Below are 25,477 nucleotides of genomic sequence, written 5' to 3'. Positions count from 1 at the left end.
GGAATGTCCATGTCTGACCAACGCCACCGGCAACTCAATGAGCAGCTGCGCGATGCCTTGCTCGCGTTCTACCTCACCTACGTGCTGCCTGAAGACACCATCCTGCAAACACCGACTCGCAAGCACACAATCAACAACGCCAACGACCTGTACACCTACTGGCTGCTGGATGTGCAAGTCAGTCAGGCAGTGCCTACCAGTCGTGTGGCCAGCGCCATTGCCAGCCTGCAGCAATATATCAACGCCATTTCAGTAGGGCTGGAGCCTGGCTACGAAAAACTTGGCATGACAACCAAACAACAAAACACCTGGCGCAACAATCTGCATGCCTATTCGGTTTGGCGTGCGATTCAACAGTTGCGCAGCTTTCCGGCCAACTATCTGAACCCGATGTTACGCCGTGATAAAACCGAAAGCTTCCAGCAGCTTGAAAACGACATTAATCAATGTCGAATTAACTCGGACAATATACTGCCTGCCATTCAACGCTACTTGGCCCGATTTGAAGAGATCTGCAGCCTCAAGACCCTGAATGGTTACATTGATGGTGAAAAAGACAGGTTCGCCGAGAGCACTTACTACTTTGTTGCCCGATCAACTGTCGAGAACACTTACTACTGGCGCTCGCTGGATCTGTCCAGGCGCTACTTGCATCCCGCCACAGGGGGTGCCCCTGCCCTCAAGCAGGACGCACCACAGCCCGGCGCCTGGTCTGACTGGAAAAAAATACCTCTGCCTGCCTCGGAAAACATCCCGGAGCACAGCGTCCGTCCGATTTGCTTTAACAACCGCCTGTTTGTTGTCTGGGCTCAATGCATATCCCCGGCAGCGGCCAGTTACAGCGCTGATTATTTCTGGTCAGAGCCTGACGAATCGGAAAAAAACTATAAAGCACGCCTGGAAAACTACCTGAAAAGTCGTTTCATTCAGTTCCGCCTTTACTTCTCCTACATGAAATACGATGGCAGCTGGAGCGTGCCACGGGTGTGCAGTGATGAATACTGCGTGATGAAAGAGCTTAACAAACTGGACCAGAACGCCTTGATGCAGGCGACTGAAACAGTGGCAGTGCTGGACACCAGTACTAGCCCGGCATCCTTGTTTTTAGGGCTGAACGCCCATGCTCCGCAAAAGCCCGTCGCCGGCAGGGATCACACCCGCAGCGACTTTTTCCAGGCCGTGAGACTCGACCAGGACTTCAGCAGTGAGCGGTTATTCTCAAGGGGCACAGTGGCAGACCTTAAACCCAACGCTGAACACGAAAAACTGGCGAAACGTTATTTATCCCTGTTCATCTACAACAATTCGCGAAATTTCAATTTCCACGCCCCGACCAGCGAAACCGTCGCAATAACAGACATCGTCAGCAGTACCCCGACCCCGGCATTTACAGGATGGAACTTCGAGAACAAACAGGCTTATATAAGTGACCAGCACTACCACAGCGATATTGTCTTCAACACCACATCCTGTGCGCTGGAAGTCAACGCCAGGCTTGAAAAAGCATTCCCCGAACAGCAGTCGGTCACCTTCAGGGCGAGTACCAACCGGGCCGAACTTACTCTCCATCTTGCCCTTCTGCGGCCGCTTCCCGGTAGCAGCGGCAAACTCAAGCTGGAACCTAGCTCGCTGCTGACTCTCAAGACCGAACTGATCCCACCCTGCAGCTGGGTATCGGTCTCCATGACCAGTCACAAAACCGGCGTTACCTATTCCAGCCTGATATATGAATTTCCCGACGACGCCCTCAGCGTCGTAAAACCGCAAAGGTTAAGTGCCGTACGCAAAGACTGGAACGTTTCGCTGGAAGGCAGATACATCGAATACGACGCTTTCAATACCTTGTTTGAAAACGCTCATTCCGACCACCGCATTACTCTTCATTTTTACGCCACACTCAATGAGCAAGTGAACAGTCAGAACGACTGGTTATTTGATAGTGTCATTGCCACGTTATATACCCGCCACTACAAGCCCGTGATCATGACTCCACGGGACGAAAACACACCGCACCCTTACAACATCCATCGCAACAACAGCTATATCGTCGGTGAACCCAATACCTCCCGCCGCGCACTCAACGGCGTATTTACAAGCCTGACCCCGGCCCATCTGTTCAGCGCCCATATTCAACTCAATCCTGAAACGCTACGGCCTGAAGAGGAAGTGAGCAGCATTGCAAGCACGGGTACCCGGCCAATCACGATCCTTCACGGAGTATTGATTTACGACACGGACACACGCCATAACAGCCGCAGCCTGCGAGGTTATGCACTGAAGTCACTGAGACTGAAACTGGATCCCAATAACGCCACCCCCATTACACCTCTGGCGCCCAGAATCTCACGCAGCCCGGCGCAGCCTGAAGGAACAGCCGAGTTTATCGACTTCAGCGGCTCCCTTCTCAAGTACAGCGATGTGGCTTCACCGAGAACCCTTCGTGCGCCGATCCACATGAACACCACTATTGGCAGACACCTGAGCGCCGCCGCCAATGTCAGTCTCGACCGGCTGTTTACGATAGCCACAAATCAATCGCACGAACCGGCGCTTACCAGCAATGCCACGCCCCACTCCCTGGATTTTCATGGCGCCCATGGCAAGTATTTCCGGGAGTTGTTCCTCTTCCTTCCTTGGTTGGTGGCCTGCCGATTGAACATGGAGCAGCGTTATGCCGAGGCCCAATCCTGGCTCAAATACATCTTCGATCCAGAAAGCAGGGCAACTGAACCGCAGCAACACTCAAGATATTGGAAAGTGCCGGCCCTGACCCAGGACAAATCAGAGCCGGGTTACCTGCAGGACAACCCGGACGATCCGCACCAGATAGCCCTCAGTAGCCCGTCCTGTTTCCGCCAAGCGTTGTATATGTTGTACCTGGACATCCTGCTCAATCGCGGTGATGCCGCTTATCGTCAAGCCAGTGCCGATAGCCTGGCAGAGGCCAAGCTCTGGTACGTTCGGGCCAGTAGCCTGCTGGGGCCAAGGCCGCAAATCAGCCGAGCCGATCCCTGGCAACCCATAACCCTGCAGGATCTGGGTGCATCAAGCCAGAGCACCCTGTACCTGCCCCTGAATCCGGATCTGGTGTCACGCTGGGACAAACTTGAAAGTCGTCTCTACAACCTTCGACATCACCTCAGTATCAGCGCAAAACCCTTGCAACAGGCACTGTTCGCACCCGCGCTGGCTCCGCACCTGCTGTTGAGCCACTACGCCCACAATGCCAGCTCTGACCCATTGTCTGCGACCCGCCAACAAACCAGGGAAATCGGCCATTATCGCTACCAGGTTGTCCATGCCCATGCCGCGACCCTGGTCGAGAATGTCATCCAGCTCGGTAATACCCTGCTTGTGCTGTTCGAGCGCAAAGAGCAGAACGAGCACCTTCAGTTACAGCAACAACATGCCTGGGACCTCGCCAGAATCGCCGTCGATCAACAACGCCAGGGCATGCGGGCTGACGAAGCCAACCGCGAGGCGCTGCTGGCCGGTCGCCAGGTACTGGTAAGCCGCCAGCAGTATTTCGAAAAACTGCTCAATGAAGGTATCTCTCCAGCCGAAGCACAGGCCAGCCAGCAATATCTTGAAAGCGCACAGTGGGAAACCAAAGCATCCGTAGCCGAGGCTGCTGCAGGGCTGGCGATGCTGGCACCCAATATTTTCGGCACTTCCAACGGTGGGATGCGCTATGAAGGCGCCTTTTATGCGATTCAGGCTGCGGCCCGAAATATGGCTAATGAAAAACGCGCCAATGCCGGTCATCTGGATCGTACAGCGCTGTTCAACCGCCGCGTCCAGGAGTGGTCCCAGGCCCTGGAGCAGTGCCGTCAGGAGCTCATTCAGGCCGACTTGCAACTGCAGGCCCACGAACAGCAGAACACGGTGCTGCGCTTGCAACTCAGACACACGGAAACAGCTATGGAGCAGGCCAGATTCACCTACGAGGTGCTCAGCAAGCATTTTTCCAGCGCACAGTTGTATCAGTGGCTCAATAGTCATCTGGCTTCTTTCTACTATCAGGCCTACGACGCAGCCCATTCGTTGTGCTTGAGCGCACAGGCATGCTGGCAATTTGAACGTGCGGACTGGAACACCCGTTTTATCCAAAGCAGCCACTGGCACAATCAATTCAAGGGGCTGACCGCAGGCGAGTCGCTCAAGCTCGACCTGCAGAACATGAATACTGCCTATATGCAACGTAACCAGCGTGAACTGGAAATCAGCAAAACCCTGTCCTTGCGCCTGTTGCATGGCAAGGATCGGGTGCCCACGCTGAACAAGGACTGGGCGTCGCTGAAGCACGAAATGATCGTCAATGGCACCGTGGATTTTGAGTTGAGCAAGGCGCTGTTCGACGACGACTACCCCGGTCATTACCTGCGCCGGATAAAAAGCGTCAGCGTCTCGCTGCCTGCCACGCTCGGACCTTATGAAGACATTTGCGCGACCCTGACCCAGACCTGGAACCGAACCCACCTGTCTGCAAAAGACGACGATATGCTCGACAACATGCGGGTCAGGGAGCAGGTCGCACTGTCCACAGGGCTCAATGACAGCGGCCTGTTCACCCTCAACTTCGACAATGACGAACGCTATCTGCCCTTCGAGTACACCGGGGCAGTGTCCAAATGGCGACTGGCGTTTCCCAACCCTGCAGCCCAGTCATCCATGCTTAATTCCCTCAGCGACATCATCGTGCATGTGCGCTACACAGCGAGAAGCGCAGGAGGTCAGGGATGACGACCCAACAACACGGTACAGGCGAGGTGCAAACACCGTCCTTGCCCAAGGGCGGAGGCGCAATACAAAGTATCGGCACCACATGGGGAGCCGTCGGTATGACCGGTGCGGCCTCGTTCGAGGTTCCCCTGCCACTGTCGCCGGGCCGGGGTTTCGACCCGGCCATCAGCCTGACTTACAACAGTGCCCTGGGTAATGGCCCGTTCGGAATCGGTTGGGCAGCCTTCGCTGGCTCGATTGCACGCAGCACGCTCAAGGGCGTACCCGCCTATGGCAGTGAGGATGTATTTATCGGTCCGTCAGGTACGGAACTGCTCCCCGAACGGACAGCCCAAGGCATGCTGCAAACCCGTTCCAGCAGCCGTTTCAACGGGCTTCAACTGAACACCACCTACACTGTGGTGCGCTACCTGCCACGCCACGAAACCACTTTCGATCGCATTGAGCACTGGTCATCGACGTCAGACCCCGCAGGGTTCTGGCTGGTCCAGGGCGCAGACGGCAACCTGTACCTGTTTGGCAAAACGCACGCGGCCCGCATCGCCGATCCGCAGGCGCCTGCCCATGTTGCCCAATGGCTGCTTGAGGAAAGCCTCAACCCCCACGGCGAGCAGATCTACTATCAGTACAAGGCTGACACCCGGGGCAGTGGCCCTCGAGACTACAGCGCCCAGCGCTACCTTGCCCGTATCGGCTACACCAATATCGTGCCCAGGGAGCATCTGGAACTGTGGACAGTTGAAACACCGGCGCAAAAACAATGGCATTTTGAATTGGTCTTTGACTACGGCGAACGCACAACTGATCTGACACGCCTCCCTTCCTATGGGGTGCAACAACCATGGCCGGAACGCAGTGATCCGTTGTGTCACTATGCCTATGGCTTTGAACTGGCGAGCCGGCGTCTTTGCCGGCAAGTCCTGATGTTCCACTACTTCCCTGAAGAGCCAGCAATGGGCCGCGAACCGGTGTTGACCCGCCGGCTGCTGCTGGAGTACATGACCACCGCAACCGCAGGCAGCCTGTTGCAGGCCCTGCACAGCCAGGCCTGCGATGCCAGCGCAAAGATCTGCCACTGGCCGCCCCTGGAGCTGACTTACAGCGACTTCCAGTTAACTGGCATGCCTTCAGGCTATCAACGCTTTGACGCTTTGGACGGTATCAACGACAACCAGCGCTATCAACTGGTTGACCTCTACAACGACGGCTTGCCGGGAGTGCTCTGGCGCTCTGACAAAAGCTGGTACTACCGCGAACCCGTCCGGGCTGCCAACCCGGTCGAGCCTGATGACGTCGCCTATGGCCCGCTGCAAATGCTGGAGCGTATCCCGGTGGCGCAGCAGATTGGTGCGCTGTACCAGTCCCTGGCGGACCTCAATGGCGACGGCCAGCTGGAGTGGATCATCGCCCAGCCGGGCATGAGTGGCTTTTTCACCCTGGAAAACGACCGGAGCTGGGCAAACTTCGCGCCTTTTGCAGCATTGCCGCAGGAGTTCTTCCAGCCGACAGCCCAGCTCGCCGACCTGATGGGCAACGGTATTGACGACCTGGCACTGATTGGCCGCAACAGTGTGCGGCTCTATCGCAACAAAGGCTCGCAGGGTTTTGCCCCTGCCGCGGACATGCCGCATCCCGATAACGATCTGCCACTGCCCGGCAATAGCGAAACTGAACTGATGGCGTTCAGCGATCTGCTGGGCAGTGGCCAGCAACACCTGGTGCGCATTCGTCATGATGAAATCAAGTGCTGGCCAAATCTGGGCCGGGGCCGATTTGGCAAAGGGTTCGTATTCGCCACCCTGCCCTTCACCTACGCCGAATTTGAGGCCTCGCGAGTACTGCTGGCCGATCTGGATGGCTCCGGCGCCAGTGACCTGATCTACCTTCAGCCCGATCGGGCACTGATTTTCATGAACCTCTGCGGCAACGGCCTGCAAGCCGTGCCCACACCGCTGCCCTGGCCCGAGGGGGTCAGGCATGACCGCTTTTGCCAGGTCAGTGTGGCCGACCTGCAAGGGCTGGGCTGCACCAGCCTGATCCTCTCCGTCCTTCTCCCTTCAGCCCGTCACTGGCGATACGACTTTGTCCGGCAAAAACCCTATTTGTTGATCGGTACCGACAACAACATGGGGGCATCAGGCCGGGTCACCTACCGCAGCAGTGCCCAGGAGTGGCTGGACGAAAAACCGCAACGGACACAGCGCACCGGTGGCCTGCCATTTGCGCTGCATCTGGTCAGCGAGCAGCAACAGCTGGATCAGATCAGCGGCAATCAGCTGACCCAACGCTTCACTTACAAGGAAGGTTTCTACGACAGTCTGGAACGCAAGTTCCAGGGCTTCGGTTTGCTGATGGCAACCGACACCGAGGGCCCTGCCGGCCAGAAACTCGACAAGGCAGCAACCGCACCCTTGCTGCGCAAGACCTGGTTTCACACCGGAAAAGCCCTTGATATGCCGCAGGACCAATACTGGGCGGGCGACAGGTTGGCCCTTGCGCCAGGCAACACACTGCTGACCCGCCTGGAAGCCGATAAGGAGCAAGACAGCGTACTGCCACCGCCTGCTTCCGGGCGCAGAATGGCTCTGGCACTGAGCGGGCTGGTACTGCGTGAAGAAGTGTTTGCGGCCGATGACCCGGAACCGTCACGAGTGCCTTTTACCGTCAGCCAGTACCGCTATATGCTGCGTCAATTGCAGGCGCCCGAATCCCTGCTGGTACTTGCCCTGGAGTCACGAGTCTACCGCTACGAGCGCGAGGCAACCGACCCCGCCTGCCAGCACATCATCAATCTGCGCCGGGATCGTTATGGCAGCCTGACACACGGGGTAACCATAAATTACGCCCGGCGCAAGCGCGCATCCGACCTGCCGCCATTCGATGAGCCCCATCAACAGACCTGGTGGCGCGATACCCACGATCCGGCCCAGCAGATGCACTACATCAGTGAGGTCCGGGCGCAGTTCATTCATCTGGACAATCCTCAACGCTGGCGCCTGCAACTGCCTTACCGGCAACGTAGCAATGCACTGGTGGTTGAAAAAGAAGCCCTCAACAGCGCTCATACCAGCTATGAACTGTTAATCGGCAACACCGCTGACAACCCTGTGCGACCGCAGACACAGCGCACTCTGGGGGGGTTGTCCGTGCAGTATTACTGCCTGGCGCAGAGTGACGCCCCGTTACCGGCGGGCCAGGCCAGCTTTCAGGCGCTGACGGCCTTCAAAGAGTCGGCCGAACTCGACGACCAGGCACTTGCCGCCTACGACGATGTGCCTGCACTGCCCGGAGGAACCCCGTTCGACCTGGCCAGCACCCTCGTCCAGGAGCACTACCATCCCATGAGCCTGTTCCTGCCTGAGCCAACAGACACCCGCGCAGCGCCAGCCCTGTGGTCACTCAAACAGGGCTTTACCCGTTACACCGACGTGCATGGTTTCTACCGGGCCAATCAGTTGCGAGCCTCTGAAAGCCACTCAGCGACCACACTCACCCATGACCGTTACGGTTGCCATATCGCCGCAGTAACGGCCGTGGACGGTTGCAGCACCCAATCCGTCTATGACTACCGGTTAATGTTGCCCATCGAAATCACCGACCCCCAGGGGACTGTTCGGCAAGCGCGCTACGATGCATTCGGCCAGTTGCAAGTAACCAGTGTTTACGGCCAGGAAAATGGCAAACCAACAGGGTTCGCCCCGCTGACGGACTACAGGCGCCCAGCCAATGACAGCCCCGCTTTTGCCATCGACAACCCTCAAACAGCGCTGCTCGATGCTACCAGCGCCTGCTTCCACGCCCCTTTCAACTGGATGGGCCACATCCCGGCAGCCCCCCCGGGCACACAATGGGTAGCGCAGGGATATCTGACTCCGGACGGATATATACGTGCCAGCGGCCGCATGCGCCTGGCAACACTGGACATGAGCATCACGGCGAATCGCCAACTGAACGAACAGATCCTCCAGGCACGCCGCGAACCGGTCTATGCCGCTGTGCTGCAAGCCGATAACTACCCGTCGAGCGACGACAGCGTTAACCGGCAAATCCGGATCAGCCTGACGTTCACCGATGGCTTTGGACGTGAGCTGCAAACCAAGCAGAAAACCTCGGCGGGTGAAGCGTATGTGGTTGCCCCGTCGGGGCGACTGAGCCTTGACAGTGACGGCAAGCCCCTGCGTGCGTTCAGCGAACATCGCTGGCGGGTCAGCGGCAGGGTCGAATACAACAACAAGGGCCTGGCCATTCGAAACTATCGGCCTTACTTCGCCGATCACTATCGCTTTATCGATGATGAAGCCCGGCGCATAGATGGCTACTGCGATCAGCTGTTCTATGACCCGTTGGGCCGCATGACGAGCAAGCTCAACGCCAGGGGGCATCTAAGCCGCCAGACCCATTGCACCTGGTACAGCATCAGCGAAGATGAAAACGACACCTGGGAGCCTGGTTCAAGCTGACCAACCACATCGCGATGCAAGCCCGGGCCCGGAGGAAAATAGTCATCCTGCAGGCTTGCTCGCGAGGGCATCATCAGTGCGGGTTGCGCACCCCGACCACCCGGTAGCGCGGCCCGCCAAGGTGGCGAAACATCAACCGCATGGAGCCGCGCCTGGGGTTCGTCCCCAGCACGCTGCCGGTGGTATGCCACCGTGCGCACAGTTGAGCCCCGGGAATCGAAGGCCGTGAGTAAAGGTGTGAATCGATGAAGGGAAGACATAGATGCGTGACCTGACTGGCACATAGACGCACGCAGCCTAGGCAAGCAATCAGCGTGGCAGGTGGTACATATTGGTTATTATTACCCGTCGTGCAACACACCCTACGCTGGCAATAACACAGAATTTAATGGATAGTTTCCTAACAAAAAGCGCAGGCTAGAGAGCTTGGTAACGCTTTGTATCATTCCGGATGATATTGATCTTCGCTGGGTTCGATTCGTGCGCCAGCACTCGCGCCAGCATTATCCGCCCATCTCAATAGATCGGCGGACTCCCCCTCATGGAACAGTCACTTAAACATTTGCGCTTCCCACTTGCGGCCCTGGCCATTGTGGTGATGAGCGCATGCGGCAAAACTCCCCAAGCGACTGCTCCGGCTCCTGCTGCAAAAGTCAGTGTGGCCAAGGTGCTTGAACAGCCGGTCAACGAATGGGATGAATTCACCGGTCGCCTGGAAGCTCCAGAGACTGTAGAAATTCGTCCACGCGTGTCGGGCCAGATTGATCAGGTCGCCTTTACCGAGGGCGCCCTGGTGAAAAAGGGCGACTTGCTGTTCCAGATCGACCCGCGCCCGTTCCAGGCCACCGTGCGTCAGCTTGAAGCCCAGGTGCAACAGGCCCGCGCCAATGCCAGCCGTACCGACAACGAAGCCCAGCGCGGCGAACGTCTGCGCCAGAGCAATGCCATTTCGGCAGAGCTGGCCGACTCGCGCACCACCGCTGCCCAGCAAGCCCGTGCCGGCGTCGCGGCCATCCAGGCAGAACTGGACCTGGCCAAACTCAACCTGAGCTTTACCCGCGTCACTGCACCGATCAGTGGCCGCGTCAGCCGTGCCGAAATCACTGCGGGCAACATCGTCACCGCCGATGTCACGCCGCTGACCAGCCTGGTGTCCACTGACAAGGTGTACGCCTACTTCGACGCTGACGAGCGTGTGTTCCTCAAGTACAACCAGCTTGCCCGTCAGGGTCAACGCGGCCAGACCACACCGGTGTACCTGGGCCTGTCCAACGAAGACGGCAACCCGCATCTGGGCCAGATGAACTTCGTCGACAACCGGGTCAACCCGCAAACCGGCACCATCCGTGGCCGCGCCGTGTTCGACAACGCCGACGGCAGCTTTACCCCCGGCTTGTATGCGCGTCTGAAACTGGTCGGTAGCGCCACCTACTCCGCCGTATTGATCAATGAAGAAGCCGTGGGCACCGACCTGGGCAAGAAATTCGTGCTGGTGATGGACGCCGACAACAAGTCGACCTACCGCGCCGTGGACCTGGGCCCGAAAATCGAAGGCCTGCGCATTGTTCGCAGCGGTCTGAACAAGGGCGACACCATTATCGTCAAGGGCCTGCAGAAAGTGCGCCCCGGCTCGCCGGTAACGCCTGAAGTGATCCCGATGGCCAACGAACAGACCCTCGCCGCCCTGGCACAACAACGACAAGCCCTGGAAGCCAGCAACCTGCCACAAATCAAGCCCGCCACTGGCGCGCCGAAGTTGGCCAGCGTCGCGACTCCTCGCGGTTAAGGGACGATAACTCCGATGAATTTTTCCCAGTTCTTTATTCAGCGGCCGATTTTCGCCGCTGTGCTTTCCTTGCTTATCCTGATTGCGGGCGGCATTTCGCTGTTCCAGTTACCGATCAGCGAATACCCGGAAGTGGTTCCGCCTACCGTTGTGGTGCGCGCCAACTTCCCCGGTGCCAACCCCAAGGTGATCGGTGACACCGTGGCCGCACCACTGGAGCAGGCCATCACCGGTGTCGAGAACATGCTGTATATGTCTTCGCAGTCCACCGCTGACGGCAAGATCACCCTGACCATCACCTTTGCCCTGGGTACAGACCTGGACAACGCCCAGGTGCAGGTGCAAAACCGGGTGACGCGCACCCAGCCCAAACTGCCGGAAGAAGTGACGCGCATCGGCATCACGGTGGACAAAGCCTCGCCAGACCTGACCATGGTTGTGCACTTGACCTCGCCGGACAAGCGCTACGACATGCTCTACCTGTCCAACTACGCCATCCTCAATATCAAGGATGAGCTGGCGCGCCTCAACGGTATTGGCGATGTGCAGATGTTCGGCATGGGCGATTACTCGCTGCGGGTATGGCTCGATCCAAACAAAACTGCCTCGCGCAACCTGACAGCCACTGATGTAGTGACCGCCATTCGCGAGCAAAACCGCCAGGTGGCTGCCGGTGCCCTCGGTGCCCCGCCCGCCCCCAATGCCACCAGCTTCCAGCTGTCGGTCAACACCCAGGGCCGCCTGGTCACTGAGGAGGAGTTCGAGAACATCATCATCCGCTCCGGTGATGATGGCCAGATCACCCGCCTCAAGGACATTGCCCGGGTTGAGCTGGGCTCCAGCCAGTACGCCTTGCGTTCCTTGCTGAACAACCAGCCAGCGGTAGCGATCCCGATCTTCCAGCGTCCGGGTTCCAACGCCATCCAGATCTCCAATGACGTTCGCGCCAAGATGGCCGAGCTGAAAAAGAACTTCCCGGAGGGAATGGATTTCGACATCGTTTACGACCCGACCATCTTTGTTCGTGGTTCGATCGAAGCGGTAGTCCACACCCTGTTTGAAGCCCTGATCCTGGTAGTACTGGTTGTAATCCTGTTCCTGCAAACCTGGCGCGCTTCGATTATCCCGCTGGTCGCTGTGCCCGTATCGCTGATCGGTACGTTTGCAGTGATGCATATGTTTGGCTTCTCGCTCAACGCTTTGTCCCTGTTCGGACTGGTGCTGGCCATCGGTATCGTGGTGGACGATGCGATTGTGGTGGTGGAGAACGTCGAGCGAAATATCGAGCTGGGGCTTAACCCCGTCGATGCAACCAAGCGGGCCATGCGCGAAGTAACCGGACCGATCATTGCCACCGCGCTGGTACTGTGTGCGGTGTTTATCCCGGCCGCATTTATTTCGGGCCTGACCGGCCAGTTTTACAAGCAATTTGCCCTGACCATTGCCATTTCGACGGTGATCTCGGCTTTCAACTCGCTGACCCTGTCCCCTGCACTGGCAGCAGTATTGCTTAAAGGCCATCATGCGCCGAAAGACCGCTTCACTCGTCTGCTGGACCGTATGTTCGGTGGCTGGTTGTTCGGCCCGTTCAACCGCTTCTTCGTCAAGGCCAGTAACGGTTATGTCGGTACCGTGCGGCGGATCATCCGTGGCAGCGGCATCGCCATGCTGGTTTACGCAGGTTTGATGGTGCTGACCTGGGCTGGCTTTGCCCACACGCCCACCGGTTTTGTACCACCGCAAGACAAGCAATACCTGGTGGCCTTCGCCCAACTGCCGGACGCCGCGAGCCTGGACCGCACAGAAGCGGTAATAAAACGCATGTCCGAAATTGCTCTCAAGCAACCTGGCGTTGCCAACTCGGTGGCTTTCCCCGGCCTGTCGATCAACGGTTTTACCAACAGCCCGAACAGCGGCATCGTGTTCACCCCGCTCAAGCCGTTTGATGAACGCAAGGACCCAAGTCAGTCGGCAGCGGCGATTGCCGCCGCGTTGAACGCACAGTTTGCCGACATTCAGGACGCCTATATCGCCATCTTCCCGCCGCCGCCGGTACAGGGGCTGGGCACCATTGGCGGTTTCCGCCTGCAAGTCGAAGACCGCAGTGGTCTGGGCTATGACGAGCTGTACAAAGAAGTGCAGAACGTGATTGCCAAGAGCCATAACGTGCCGGAACTGGCCGGGTTGTTCACCAGCTATCAGGTCAACGTGCCGCAAGTCGATGCCGCTATCGACCGCGAAAAGGCCAAGACCCACGGCGTTGCCATCAGCGACATCTTCGATACCCTGCAGATCTACCTGGGTTCGCTGTATGCCAACGATTTCAACCGCTTCGGTCGGACTTATCAGGTGAATGTGCAGGCCGAGCAGCAGTTCCGTCTCGAACCCGAGCAGATCGGCCAGCTGAAGGTGCGTAACAACAAGGGCGAAATGATCCCGCTGGCGACCTTTATCAAGGTCAGCGACACCGCAGGTCCTGACCGCGTGATGCACTACAACGGCTTTGTCACCGCTGAAATCAACGGCGGCGCAGCACCGGGTTACAGCTCGGGCCAGGCCGAGGCGGCGATGGAAAAACTGCTCAAGGAAGAACTGCCCAACGGCATGACCTACGAATGGACTGAGCTGACCTATCAGCAAATCCTCTCGGGTAATACCGCGCTGTTTGTGTTCCCGCTCTGCGTACTGCTGGCGTTCCTGGTACTGGCCGCTCAATACGAAAGCTGGAGCTTGCCACTGGCGGTGATCCTGATCGTGCCCATGACCCTGCTTTCAGCCATTACCGGGGTGATTATCTCGGGGGGTGACAACAACATCTTCACCCAGATCGGCCTGATCGTACTGGTGGGGCTGGCGTGCAAGAACGCGATTCTGATCGTCGAGTTTGCCAAGGACAAACAGGAAGAAGGCCTCGACCCGCTGGCAGCGGTGCTGGAAGCCTGCCGTCTGCGTCTGCGGCCGATTCTGATGACCTCCTTCGCCTTCATCATGGGTGTGGTGCCTCTGGTGCTGTCCAGCGGTGCCGGTGCAGAGATGCGCCATGCGATGGGTGTTGCGGTGTTCTCCGGGATGCTCGGGGTGACCTTCTTCGGCCTGCTGCTGACGCCGGTGTTCTATGTATTGATTCGCCGCTATGTAGAGCGCAGTGAAGCGCGCAAAGCGGTCAAGCACCTCACGTTGGAGTCGCAACAATGAGCGTGAAAGTTTTTCTGCCGAGCCTGTTGGTGCTGGCCCTGAGCGCTTGCGCCGTGGGCCCGGACTACAAGACCCCGGCCACGGCCCCGGCACAGATCAGTGCCGACAACCTCAAGGGCTTTGACCGGGCACATTTTGAAGGGATCTGGTGGCAACAGTTTGACGATCCGACCCTCAACCAGCTGGTGACCCAGTCTCTGGCTGGCAACCGCGAGCTGCGCGTGGCATTTGCCCGCCTGCGGGCGGCCCGGGCGATTCGCGATGATGTCAGCAACGACATCATGCCGACCATCACCAGCCGCGCCAGCAGTGATCTGGGCAAGGGCCAGATTCCGGGCACCACCGAGAAGCGCGTCAACAGTGAGCGCTACGACCTGGGCCTGGACATGGCCTGGGAAATCGACTTGTTTGGCCGTATCCAGCGCGAGCTGGAGGCCAGCGATGCCGACGAGCAGGCGGCTGCGGCCGATCTGTATCAACTGCAAGTGACCATGATTGCCGAACTGGTGGATGCCTATGGTGAACTACGGGGTGCACAGCTGCGCGAGCGCATCGCCCTGGATAACCTGAAAAACCAGCAGGACTCCAAGGCCATCACTGAAAGCCTGCGTGACGCCGGAGTTGGCGATCAGCTGGACGTGGTGCGCGCTGACGCCCGCCTTGCCTCGGTTGAAGCCAGCGTGCCGCAATTGCAGGCCGAGCAGGTGCGCGAGCGCAATCGTATCGCCACCTTGCTGGGCCAGCGACCTGAGCAATTGAGCGTGGATCTGAGCCCCAAACAGCTACCGGCCATTGCCAAGGCGCTGAATATCGGCAATCCCGGCGACCTGCTGCAACGACGCCCGGACATCATGAGTGCCGAGCGCAAACTGGCAGCGGCGACGGCCCGTATCGGCGTGGCCAAGGCCGACCTGTTCCCGCGGGTCAGCCTCAGCGGTTTCCTCGGTTTTACTGCCGGACGTGGCTCGCAAATTGGTTCAGCAGCAGCCAATGCCTGGGCACTGGGCCCACGCATTACCTGGCCTGCATTTGACCTGGGCAGCGTGCGGGCACGACTGCGCGGTGCCGATGCAGAGGCCGATGGCGCCCTGGCCAGTTACGAGCAGCAAGTACTGCTGGCGCTGGAAGAGTCGGAAAACGCCTTCAGTGACTACGGCAAACGCCAACAGCGATTGCTGTCGTTAATACGTCAAAGTGAGTCAAGTCGTACAGCAGCTGACCTCGCAGCCATTCGCTATCGCGAAGGCACGGTGGACTTTCTGGTGCTGCTCGATGCCCAGCGCGAGCGTCTTGCGGCAGAAGACAGCCAGGCCCAGGCCGAGGTTGAGCTGTATCGCGGCGTAGTGGCTATTTACAAAGCATTGGGCGGCGGCTGGCAAGCCGAGACTGTCGCCAGCGCGCACTGATTCAACGAGCTCCTTTGGTTGGCCGCAACCAACCATTTTTTGGCCCCGCGTACATTCGGTCGCGGGGCTTTTTTTTGCTTCGCTGAAGCCCGGCAAACACACAAACACGAACGCTGTTTTGAGGTAAGGAGTGCTTGCCCTTAATACCGCGCATCCACCGGTTTGCCACCCTTGGGCCAGTCCTTGGCCTTGTCGACAAAATCAGGTCGTGGTTGATGGGAGAAGTACTCAGCCACATCCACTGCCTCCTGATCCGATAATCCACCCTGCCCTAACGGGAATTTCTCGTGGAAGCCGATCGGCATATTGCGTTTCACAAACGCCGCCGCCGTGTAAGTGCGCGCCATGCCCGCGCCGATATTGAACGACTCGTTACCCCACAACGGCGGGTACACAAAGCTGCCATCGGCCTGTTTCAGGCCCTGGCCGTCGTCACCGTGGCACACCGCACATTGCTGCGCATAGATCAGTTTGCCATTTTCCGGATCGGGGACGATTTTCGGATCGACCTTGCCCACGCCACGGCCCGCAACCTTGTCCCCCGCTACCGTGTTCATTTTCATCCAGTCAAAATACGCCACCATCGCCTGCATATCCGGCGAGGCGACGGGCAAGGGTTGGCCATTCATCGAGCGACGGAAACAACCATTGATCCGCTCCTCCAGTGTCACTTCCTTGCCCGCCCGTGGCGCATAGCCGGGGAAGAACGCCGAGACCCCGACAAAAGGCGAGCCATCGGCCACGGTGCCTGCGTTCAAGTGGCAACTGGTACAGTTCAGGGCATTGCCGACGTTATCCGGTAACAGCGCCTTGGTTTGCAGATGCAGGCGCATGCCGCGCACCACCTGATCGGCATTGGCGGCACTGAGCAGATTGGCCAGGCGCGGGGTGACAAAGGCGGTCTCGTCGACAGTCTCGGGGTTCAACTGCTTGCGCATCTTCGCGACTTGCCCTGGCTTGATCGCTGGAGCCGCGTTGCCCCAGCTGCTGCGCACAAAGCTGAGGATCTCGGCAATTTCATCATCGCCCAGCCGGGCGAAGCCAGGCATGGTGTACACCCGCGGATGCGTTGCTGTTTGCGGGGTTTTCCAGCCGGTCAGGGTGATATGCAAGAGTGTCGTCGGGTTGGCCGCGACGATCCCCGGGTTGCCGTTCAACGGCGGGAATATGCCTTTGACCCCGCCGCCATCCGGGCGATGGCAATCAGCGCAGAACTGCGTGTAACCCAACCCGCCACGGCTGCTGTACAGCGTATCCGGTGCCTTGGCGGGTGTGATCGCCACGGCTGGCATCGGTAAATCATCCTTGCCTGCAGGTAGCGATTTCAAATAGCTGGCGATGGCAGTCAAGTCTGCATCGGTAAAGTGCTGGGTACTGTGGTGGATCACATCAGCCATATTGCCCGACACCGTAGCAAAACGGTTTTGTCCGGTCTTGAGCAACTGCACGGTGTCCTCCACCGTCCACAGGTTGCGCAGGCTCAAGGCGCGCCAGTGCTCGACGGTTTCCCCCGCCAGATAGTGCTTGCCGGCACTGCCGTCATCGCTCATGGCCTTTTCCTGAAAGGCGATACCACGCGGCGTATGGCACGAGCCGCAATGCCCCAGGCCCTGCACCAGATAGGCGCCACGGTTCAGTTCGACGCTTTTGTCCGGGTCGGGGACAAACGGCTGATTATCGACAAACGCCCAGTTCCACAGCGCCAGCCCCCAGCGTTGGTTGAACGGGAAGCCCATATCGGCTTCCAGATTAGCCATTTTTACCGGGGCCACGTCGTGCATCAGGTAGGCATACAGGGCGCGCATATCGTCTTCGCTCATCTTCGCGTAAGACGGATACGGCATCGCCGGATAGAGGTTTTTCCCCGCAGGTGTCACACCCTGGCGCATGGCCTTGTCGAACTGTTCAAAGCTGTACTGGCCGATACCTGTCTCGGGATCCGGGGTGATATTGCTCGAGTAAATCGTGCCCATTGGCGTTTTCAGCTCGAACCCGCCCGCCATCTCGGCCCCGCCCATGGCGGTATGGCAGGCAATGCAGTCACCGAGCCGGGCCACATAGTGGCCGCGTTCAATCAGGTTTTTCTCAGGGTTGGCTGCCGGGGTCGGCTCGCTGGCCTGCACCTCAAGGGTACACAGCAACGTCAGGCCGGCTAATGCCAGACGTGGAAAGGTAGAAAGCATCGCGTTATTCCTTTAAGGCGTCGATCTGGGGTGGTCCCCTCGAAACGGGCCGTGCTGGTTTTGTTATGGACTCCTCACAGGACGCTTGTACCGGCTTTTACCGCCACGACGTTTGACCCGGATCATGCACGCCGCAACCAGGGTGTGTGGCCGGGCGCTCTAAGCTAGTTCCAAAACGGTATTTTCCCCTTTGATTTAAAGCACTTAGATTCGCTGCACCGGACCGCCGGACAGCCCCTTCTTATCTTCTTACAACAAGGTCCAAGCCATGTCCGTGCGCACACTCCTGATTGCTCTTTCCCTCGCAGGCCTCAGCTTCGGCGCGCAGGCAGCTGATTTGACCATCGGCTATATCACCGGCATCGACCCCACCAAACTCGCCCAGGCCGAGGGCAGCTACGAGAAAGCCATCGGTGAAAAGATTGACTGGCGCCGTTTTGATTCGGGTCCGGCGGTGGTGTCGGCCCTGGCCTCCGGGGACCTGCAGATCGGCAATCTGGGTTCAAGCCCGCTGGCTGCCGCGGCCTCGCGTAATGTGCCGCTGGTGACTTTTATCGTCACCGCGCAGATCAAGGGGTCCGAAGCCCTGGTGGTGCGTGACGGCAGCGGTATCAACGGCCCGCAGGACCTGATCGGCAAGACCATCGCCACGTCCTTTGTTTCGACGTCGCACTACAGCCTGCTGGGCGCGCTGAAACACTGGAACCTCACCCCGCAGCAGGTCAAGGTGGTCAACCTCAGCCCTGCGCAAATCACCGCAGCCTGGAAGCGTGGCGATATCGACGGCGCGTTCACCTGGTCGCCTGCCCTGGGGGAAATTCGCAAGACCGGGAAAACCCTCACCGACGCCGGCCAGGTCAGCGAATGGGGCGCACCGACTTTTGAAGTCTGGGTAGCACGCAAGGATTTCGCGGACAAACATCCGGAAATCGTCGCTAAATTCGCCAAAGTCAGCCTCGATGCCATCGCCGACTACAACGCCCACCAGACCGCCTGGACTACCGATTCGCCACAGGTGCAGACAATCGCCCGGCTGACCGGCGCCAGCCCCGAAGACATCCCCGAGTTGCTGCACGGCGCGCACTTCCCTTCGGCAGCCGAGCAAAAGTCGGCGCAGTTGCTGGGGGGTGGCACGGCCAAAGATATCGCCGGGACGGCCCTGTTCCTCAAGGAGCAGGGCAAGATCGAAACCGTTCTGCCCGACTATTCAGCCTTTGTCAGCGATAAATTTTTGCCGCAATAACAAGCTGTTAGCCACTGGCACAACAAATGCTTCGTTACGCCCTACAACACAGTGCCTTGCACCGCCGGCTCCGCTCTGGCGCTGCAACAACCTGGGTGAACCCCGACGCCAGACGCGTCCCGGATCATAATAAGGAGCGTAAGGATGGCAACGCCTGTTACAGCGTCACCGATAAATATGCCTGCCGTGAAGACCGTGGGCTTTCTGGTGATACCAAACTTCACCACCATCGGTTTTGCCTCGGCCATCGAAACCTTGCGCATGGCCAATATGGCAGCGCGCTGTGAAATGTTTCGCAGCGTTATCATTGCCCCCACCCTCGATCCGGTCATGGCCAGCAACGGCATGCGTATCCTGCCCGACTATGTGATCGGCGATGCACCAAAACTGGACATTTTGCTGGTGGTGGGTTCAAACCCGATCGTCTCCCACCTCAGCAGCCGCCCGGTGCTCAACTGGCTGCGCAAACTGGCCCACGAACAAGTGGCGCTGGGCGGGATCTGCACCGGCAGCTACTGGCTGGCCCGCGCCGGGCTGCTCAAGGGTTATCGCTGCACCATCCACTGGGAAGATATCGAAACCCTCAAGGACCATTTCCCGGGGATCATTATTTCCAATCAGTTATTCGAACTGGATCGCGACCGCTATACCTGCTCGGGTGGCGTGGCGTCGATGGACATGACCTTGCAATTGATTGCCCGCGAACCGGGTGGCCGCGAGATTGCGGCCCACGCTGCCGAGTTGCTGCTGTGTGACCGAGCCCGCGGGCCGCAAGAGCAACAGCGGGTACCGCTGCGCCAGAAGCTGGGTACATCGCAGCCCAAACTGAGCCAGGTGGTGGCAATCATGGAGGCCAATCTGGAAGAGCCGGTCAGCCTGGAAGACTTGGCGCGGTTGAACGAAGTGTCGGTACGTCAGCTGGAACGCCTGTTCCACAAACACCTGCAACGCACACCCAGCCAGTACTACCTGGAGTTACGCCTGGCCAGGGCCCGGAGCCTGTTGCTGCGCAGCGAATCACAAGTGCGGGATATCGCCCTGGCCTGTGGCTTTGTCTCGGCGGCGCATTTTTCCAAGTGCTATAGCCGCCTGTTTGGTGTATCGCCCATTGGTGAGCGCAAGCAGGTGGCGTTGCACTAAAACATCACCCGTAGCAGCTGCCGAGCGGAGCGAGGCTGCTACGGAGGTAGGAGGCGGCAGGTTAATCCTGCAACGCCTTGTGCGCGGTCTCGCGGCTGGCCAGCATCGCCACCAGTGCCACTGCCGCGGCGGCCAGCAGGTACCAGGCCGGAGCCATTTTGTTGCCGGTCATCTGAATCAGCCAGGTGGCAAAAAACGGCGCAGTCCCGCCAAACACGGCGTTGGCCACGTTAAAGCTGAAGGCAAAACCGCTGAAGCGCACCCGGGTCGGGAAGATCTCGGCCAGAAAGCACGGCAAGGTGCCGTCGTTCATTGCCAGGATGGCACCGAAGGCAATCTGGATCATCAGAATCACCAGCAGTGACGGGTTGCCCAGCATCCCGAACAGCGGAAAGGTCAGCAGCAGGAACATCACCGAGGCACTGACCAGCATGGTCTTGCGGCCATAACGGTCAGACAGCTTGCCCATCAAAAAAATCAGACCGATATAGGTCGCCAGCGACACCGTGGAAGCGATAAAGGAATCACTCTCGCTCATGCCCATTTCCGTCGACAGGTAGGTCGGCATGTAACTGAGCAACAGGTAGAAGGCCACCGCATTCAGACAGGTCACGCCAATGCCGATCAACACTGGTCGACGATGCACCGTGAGCAACTCACGAACCGGGGCATGGGTCGCACACTCCTTGGCTTCCAGACGCTTTTCCATCTCCAGGAACTTGGGTGAGTCCTGCAAATGCACACGGATATAGCGTCCCACCAGGCCAAAGGGTGCTGCCAGCAGAAACGGCAGGCGCCAGCCCCAGTCGTGCAGGTTTTCAACCGTCATCAAGGCATGCATGCCCGCGACAAATATCGCGCCAAACAACAGGCCGGCCGCCGTGCTCGCCGGTACGATGCTGGTATAAAAACCGCGCTTGCCCTCAGGTGCATACTCGGCCAGAAACGCCGAAGCGCCCGCGTATTCCCCTGAGGCCGAAAAGCCCTGCACCAGACGAATCAACAACAGCAACACCGGTGCCCAGAGGCCGATCTGGTTATAGGTGGGCAGCATGCCGATGCAAAAAGTCGCCACGGTCATGATCAGGATCGACCAGGACAAGGCGCTGCGCCGCCCGTATTTGTCGCCAAAATGCCCCCAGACCAGACCACCGAACGGGCGCACGATAAACGACAGGGCGAACACCGCGAAAGTGGCCAGCAGCCCGGTGGTGGTATCAGTTTGCGGGAAGAACGTCAGGGCGATCACCGTCGCCAGGTAACCATAGGCAGCGTAGTCAAACCACTCGACAAAGTTGCCCATAAAGCTGGCTGTGGCGGCACGGCGCAATGCCTTGCGCTCACTGAGGCGCTCGACCTGCTGTTCGGGGGTCAGGGGCAAAGCGATAGTTGCGCTGGGGATACTCATTGAGCACCTCCTGAGAAAGAGATGCGTGATGGAAAAATGGCAAGCAACGTCGCGACATGGGACATGACAGATACCCTCATTGTGTTCTTTTTGGCAGGGGTAAACAGGTCAGAAAACGCTGCGCAATCTGTGTGCGCATACGTTGGTATCGAGCTCGGAGTGGGAGCGAGCCTGCTCGCGAAGGTATCACCCCGGATTGACGAGGCGCCGCGGTGATACCTTCGCGGGCAGGCCCGCTCCCACAATGCCGCGCAATGACTATTTTTTGATGATGTTGTGCTGCGGGCCATACGGGAAGTGGGTGATGTTCTCGCCGCCCTTTTCGTTGACGATCAGGATATCGTGCTCGCGATACCCACCTGCTCCCGGACGACCTTCAGGGATCATGATCATCGGCTCGATCGACACCACCATGCCCGGCTCCAGCACCGTATCGATATCTTCACGCAACTCCAGCCCGGCCTCGCGGCCATAGTAATGACTGAGGGTGCCAAAGGAGTGACCATACCCGAAGGTGCGGTATTGCAGCAGGTCGTGTTCCATGAAAATTTCATTGAGCTGCAGAGCAATGTCCGAACACTTCATGCCGGGCCTGATCAGCTTCAGGCCGGCCTCGTGTACCTTGACGTTGACCTCCCACAGGCGCAGGTGCTCGTCGGAGCAATGGCCCAGAAACAGGGTGCGTTCCAGCGCCGTGTAGTAACCGGCAATCATCGGAAAGCAGTTGAGGCTGAGGATATCGCCCTTGTTCACCTTGCGGCTGGTGACCGGGTTATGGGCGCCGTCGGTGTTGATCCCCGACTGGAACCAGGTCCAGGTATCCATCAACTCCGAATCGGGAAAGGTACGGGCAATTTCACGCACCATCGCCTGGGTGGCATGCAGCGCCACTTCATATTCCGGCACCTGATCGCGCAAGGCCTCGACGATGGCCGCGCCACCAATATCGGCAATCCGTGCGCCGTGGCGAATGATGGCGTGTTCTTCCGCCGACTTGATCATGCGCATACGCATGCACGGCGCGGCGATGTCCACCAGCTCGGCCTGGGGATAGCGGCTGGCGAGCTTGTCGCGATTGAGCAGGTTCATGTGATCGAACTCGATACCGATGCGCCCCGCCTTGGGCAGCGCCTGCTGGATCGCCACAAAGTAGTTGTCGCGCTGCCAGTCGGTATACACGATGTTGTCGGTGCCCATGGTCCGGCGCCACGGCTGCCCGCCGTCAATATTGGCGCTGATGGTCACCGCGCTGTCCTGGGTCACCACCAGCGCGTAGTTGCGGCCAAATGAGCAATACAGGAAATCGCTGTAGTAGTTGAGGTTGTGGTACGAGGTGAACACAGCAGCATCGATGTTGTTCTGCGCCATATAGGCCCGCAGTTTTCCCTGGCGGTTGGCGTACTCCTGGGCCGAGAACGTCGGAGTGACCTTTTCGCCGTTCTTTATCTGGATGGTTTTCGGCATTTGCATGGCATATGTCCCTGTCATTGATCGAGCGTCAGGAGCCGCCGGCAGGCGGGTCGTTGAGGAACATTCGAACAGATACAGGCACGGCTTTTTTGCGCGAATCCGACCTGTAGTTGATCAGATCCGCTGTGCAATCTTGCCCTCTATCCTTGATAGCATTTGCGCAGCATGGCCAATGATGGGATATTCGCAAATGTGAAATATTCTCATTAGAACCCCTATGCACACATCCCCCCGGCTACTTCTGGTAGAAGACGACTTCAGGCTGCGCCACGATCTGGAGCGACATCTGCTGCAACGCGGCTTTGCCGTGACATCCTGCATCGACGGCATCCAGGGCCTGAGCGCTTTGCAGTCGCAGTGTTTCGACCTGGTGCTGCTCGATATCATGCTGCCCGGCATGGACGGTCTGGCGCTGCTGGAAGCCCTGCGCCTGCAACAAAACGTCCCGGTGATGCTGATGTCGGCCTTGGGCAACGAGCAAGACCGAATCACCGGGTTTACCCGAGGTGCCGACGACTATCTGCCCAAACCCTTCAGCCTCGCCGAGCTGGACGCCCGCACCGATGCCCTGCTGCGGCGCATGGCCATGTTCCAGCGCCCGCCGGGGCTGCCGCACCACCCGCGGCTGAGCTTTGATGGAGAGGCGCTGGACGTGGTGCACAACGGCCAGAGTGCAGGCCTGACCCACTCCGAATTCCGCCTGCTGAGCATCCTGCACGAACATGATGGCGAGGCCTTGAGCAAGGCGTTTCTCTACCAGCAGGTGCTTCACCGCGTCTACACCCGGCTGGACCGCGGCCTGGATGTGCATGTGTGCAATGTGCGGCGCAAGCTGGCGGCCATTGGCGTGCGGCATGTGCAGATCCAGGCCGTGCGTGGCCAGGGTTATATCCTGGTCAGCATGGATAACCCCTGATGCGCCGCCATCCCTTGCTATGGAAACTGGCCCTGCTGCAAATCGCTTTCTGCCTGCTGCTGACCTGGATCATCTGGATCTGGGGAGTGTCGGCCGAACGTCGCACCTATTTTCTTTCGGCCGCCGACCAGCAGTACCTGGCCGACTACGCACAGCAGGCTGAAGGCATCTGGCACAACCAGGGCCCGGCCGGGTTGGCACGTTTTAGCGAAGAGCTGATGGCGAGGGAGGACACCTGGGTAACGGTACTGGGGCCAAACCTGCAAAGCCTGAGCAATACCCCTCTCACCGCCCACAACTATCACCAGTTGACCTTTATGCGCCAACTGAACTGGCCCATGAGCCGACGTCTGCAGGACGAGCTGCCCTATGTCAGCATCCCCTTTCCCGGGCAGCCGCAACAAGGCCAGCTGGTGATCCAGCTTCCCGAGCGGTTGTTGCCCGGAGGCCTGACACCCTGGACCCATGTGCTCAGTCACGGCGTGATGCCAACGCTGCTGGCCGCGCTCCTCGGGCTGCTGATCTACCGCCACCTGGTGCTGCCACTCAACCGTTTGCGTGACCGCGCCGACGCCTTGCGTGCCGATGACCTGGACAGTGAAGCACCGCTGCCGCTGATCAAACGCAGGGATGAACTGGGGGAACTGGCCCAGGCCTTCGAACACATGGCCAGCCGCCTGCGCCAGAGCCTCAACCAGCAACGCCTGTTATTGCGCACCCTGTCCCATGAACTGCGTACCCCCCTGGCACGATTGCGCATCGCCCACGACAGCCATTTACCGGCTGAGCACATGCGCCAGCGACTCGATCGCGAGATCGACGATATGCAGCGCCTGCTGGAAGACACCCTCAACCTCGCCTGGATGGACACCGAGCGCCCGCAACTGGCAAGCGAGCCGGTGCTGGTACTGTCCGTATGGGAAGCCCTGTGTGAAGACGCCTGCTTTGAAAGCGGTTGGCCGGTCGAGCGACTGCCCTGTCTGCTGGGCGAAGACTGTTACGTGCAAGTGCATCTCGACAGCCTGGCCCAGGCCCTGGAAAACCTGCTGCGCAATGCAATACGTTATTCACCGCCTGCAGGCAAAGTGACTTTGAGCGGCTGGCGTGAAGGTGATGCCTGGCACTTGTGCCTGAGCGACCAAGGCCCCGGCGTCGATCCGCAGGACCTGCCCAGCCTGTTCGTGCCCTACCAGCGCCTGAAGGATTCGCTAGGCGAAGGCTTCGGCCTGGGCCTGGCCATCGCCCAACGTGCCATTGAACTGCAACAGGGCCGGTTGTGGGCCAGCAATGGCCAGCCGGGGCTGTGCATGCATGTGCTGTTGCCGGTGGCGCGTCCTCCTGACTGAAACAGAAAACCCTGTGGGCTTGCCCGCGATGCCGCCAACTCGGTTCAACAGACAAACAGCGGCGATCCCATCGCGGGCAAGCCCGCTCCCACAGTGAAGTGTTTAGAAAGTTAATGCGCTTTACTCTCAATTAGCAGTCATTATCATTCGTGATCTTCCTGTATCAGGCTGTCCCGGAGAT

General features: G+C 59.0%; 12 protein-coding genes. 9 read left to right on the top strand and 3 right to left on the bottom strand.

The features are described 5' to 3' along the window. Nucleotides 1-9: 9 nt before the first annotated feature. From V6L81_RS14325 to V6L81_RS14305, 5 genes are all read left to right on the top strand, one after another. Nucleotides 10-4,743, top strand: a complete 4,734-nt coding sequence (locus tag V6L81_RS14325) for a neuraminidase-like domain-containing protein (RefSeq protein ID WP_338660071.1) — start codon at nt 10-12, stop codon at nt 4,741-4,743. After that, nucleotides 4,740-9,203, top strand: coding sequence for a SpvB/TcaC N-terminal domain-containing protein (locus tag V6L81_RS14320; RefSeq protein ID WP_338660070.1), 4,464 nt, complete (start codon nt 4,740-4,742; stop codon nt 9,201-9,203). The genes V6L81_RS14325 and V6L81_RS14320 overlap by 4 nt, the downstream gene beginning before the upstream one ends. A 541-nt stretch (nt 9,204-9,744) precedes the next feature. Then, a complete protein-coding gene (gene mexE, locus V6L81_RS14315) occupies nt 9,745-10,989 on the top strand; it encodes a multidrug efflux RND transporter periplasmic adaptor subunit MexE (protein WP_095000340.1) in 1,245 nt (414 codons plus the stop codon). Between the two features lie 15 nt (nt 10,990-11,004). Then, nucleotides 11,005-14,184 carry an efflux RND transporter permease subunit gene (locus V6L81_RS14310; RefSeq protein ID WP_338660069.1) on the top strand — a complete coding sequence of 1,060 codons (3,180 nt, stop codon included), beginning with the start codon at nt 11,005-11,007 and terminating at the stop codon, nt 14,182-14,184. Further along, entirely contained in the window at nt 14,181-15,590 is a 1,410-nt protein-coding gene (locus tag V6L81_RS14305; protein WP_095026460.1) for an efflux transporter outer membrane subunit, read from the top strand. Before V6L81_RS14310 ends, V6L81_RS14305 begins: the two co-directional genes overlap by 4 nt. Nucleotides 15,591-15,730: 140 nt before the next feature. Here the strand turns inward: V6L81_RS14305 and V6L81_RS14300 are convergent, their stop codons facing one another. Then, the gene (locus tag V6L81_RS14300; RefSeq protein ID WP_338660068.1) at nt 15,731-17,773 is read right to left on the bottom strand and encodes a c-type cytochrome; all 2,043 of its coding nucleotides are present in this window, start codon (nt 17,771-17,773) and stop codon (nt 15,731-15,733) included. 268 nt (nt 17,774-18,041) lie between these two features. Between V6L81_RS14300 and tauA the strand changes: the two genes are divergently transcribed. Beyond that, on the top strand, nt 18,042-19,016 hold the full coding sequence (gene tauA, locus V6L81_RS14295) for a taurine ABC transporter substrate-binding protein (RefSeq protein WP_338660067.1): 975 nt from the start codon (nt 18,042-18,044) through the stop codon (nt 19,014-19,016). 144 nt (nt 19,017-19,160) lie between these two features. Then, nucleotides 19,161-20,156: a GlxA family transcriptional regulator gene (locus V6L81_RS14290; RefSeq protein WP_095000345.1), complete on the top strand. Its 996-nt coding sequence runs from the start codon at nt 19,161-19,163 to the stop codon at nt 20,154-20,156. A 61-nt stretch (nt 20,157-20,217) separates the two neighbouring features. Here V6L81_RS14290 and V6L81_RS14285 read toward each other — a convergent pair whose 3' ends face one another. Both V6L81_RS14285 and V6L81_RS14280 read right to left on the bottom strand, forming a co-directional pair. Beyond that, complete coding sequence (locus V6L81_RS14285; protein WP_404824672.1) at nt 20,218-21,459, bottom strand: MFS transporter; 1,242 nt, start codon at nt 21,457-21,459, stop codon at nt 20,218-20,220. A 363-nt stretch (nt 21,460-21,822) separates the two neighbouring features. After that, nucleotides 21,823-23,034 (bottom strand): M24 family metallopeptidase, encoded by a 1,212-nt coding sequence (locus V6L81_RS14280; protein ID WP_095026464.1) that lies wholly within the window; start codon nt 23,032-23,034, stop codon nt 21,823-21,825. 217 nt (nt 23,035-23,251) lie between these two features. On the opposite strand from V6L81_RS14280, the gene V6L81_RS14275 reads away from it, so the two are divergent. After that, entirely contained in the window at nt 23,252-23,950 is a 699-nt protein-coding gene (locus tag V6L81_RS14275) for a response regulator transcription factor (RefSeq protein WP_307988197.1), read from the top strand. After that, complete coding sequence (locus V6L81_RS14270; RefSeq protein WP_338660065.1) at nt 23,950-25,296, top strand: sensor histidine kinase; 1,347 nt, start codon at nt 23,950-23,952, stop codon at nt 25,294-25,296. The genes V6L81_RS14275 and V6L81_RS14270 overlap by 1 nt, the downstream gene beginning before the upstream one ends. Nucleotides 25,297-25,477: the final 181 nt, after the last annotated feature.

Source organism: Pseudomonas bubulae, assembly GCF_037023725.1.
Lineage (GTDB): Bacteria > Pseudomonadota > Gammaproteobacteria > Pseudomonadales > Pseudomonadaceae > Aquipseudomonas > Aquipseudomonas bubulae.
The sequence above is the reverse complement of the archived record's forward strand: the minus strand, read 5'-3'. Positions and strand labels throughout refer to the sequence as shown.

What these genes read in the sequence shown, in the direction of transcription:
- V6L81_RS14290 (WP_095000345.1), top strand. Translation starts at nt 19,161, where the DNA reads ATGGCAACGCCTGTTACAGCGTCACCGATAAATATGCCTGCCGTGAAG.
- V6L81_RS14275 (WP_307988197.1), top strand. Translation starts at nt 23,252, where the DNA reads ATGCACACATCCCCCCGGCTACTTCTGGTAGAAGACGACTTCAGGCTG.
- mexE (WP_095000340.1), top strand. Translation starts at nt 9,745, where the DNA reads ATGGAACAGTCACTTAAACATTTGCGCTTCCCACTTGCGGCCCTGGCC.
- V6L81_RS14320 (WP_338660070.1), top strand. Translation starts at nt 4,740, where the DNA reads ATGACGACCCAACAACACGGTACAGGCGAGGTGCAAACACCGTCCTTG.
- V6L81_RS14270 (WP_338660065.1), top strand. Translation starts at nt 23,950, where the DNA reads ATGCGCCGCCATCCCTTGCTATGGAAACTGGCCCTGCTGCAAATCGCT.
- tauA (WP_338660067.1), top strand. Translation starts at nt 18,042, where the DNA reads ATGTCCGTGCGCACACTCCTGATTGCTCTTTCCCTCGCAGGCCTCAGC.
- V6L81_RS14325 (WP_338660071.1), top strand. Translation starts at nt 10, where the DNA reads ATGTCTGACCAACGCCACCGGCAACTCAATGAGCAGCTGCGCGATGCC.
- V6L81_RS14280 (WP_095026464.1), bottom strand. Translation starts at nt 23,034, where the DNA reads ATGCAAATGCCGAAAACCATCCAGATAAAGAACGGCGAAAAGGTCACT.
- V6L81_RS14305 (WP_095026460.1), top strand. Translation starts at nt 14,181, where the DNA reads ATGAGCGTGAAAGTTTTTCTGCCGAGCCTGTTGGTGCTGGCCCTGAGC.
- V6L81_RS14300 (WP_338660068.1), bottom strand. Translation starts at nt 17,773, where the DNA reads ATGCTTTCTACCTTTCCACGTCTGGCATTAGCCGGCCTGACGTTGCTG.
- V6L81_RS14310 (WP_338660069.1), top strand. Translation starts at nt 11,005, where the DNA reads ATGAATTTTTCCCAGTTCTTTATTCAGCGGCCGATTTTCGCCGCTGTG.
- V6L81_RS14285 (WP_404824672.1), bottom strand. Translation starts at nt 21,459, where the DNA reads ATGGGCAACTTTGTCGAGTGGTTTGACTACGCTGCCTATGGTTACCTG.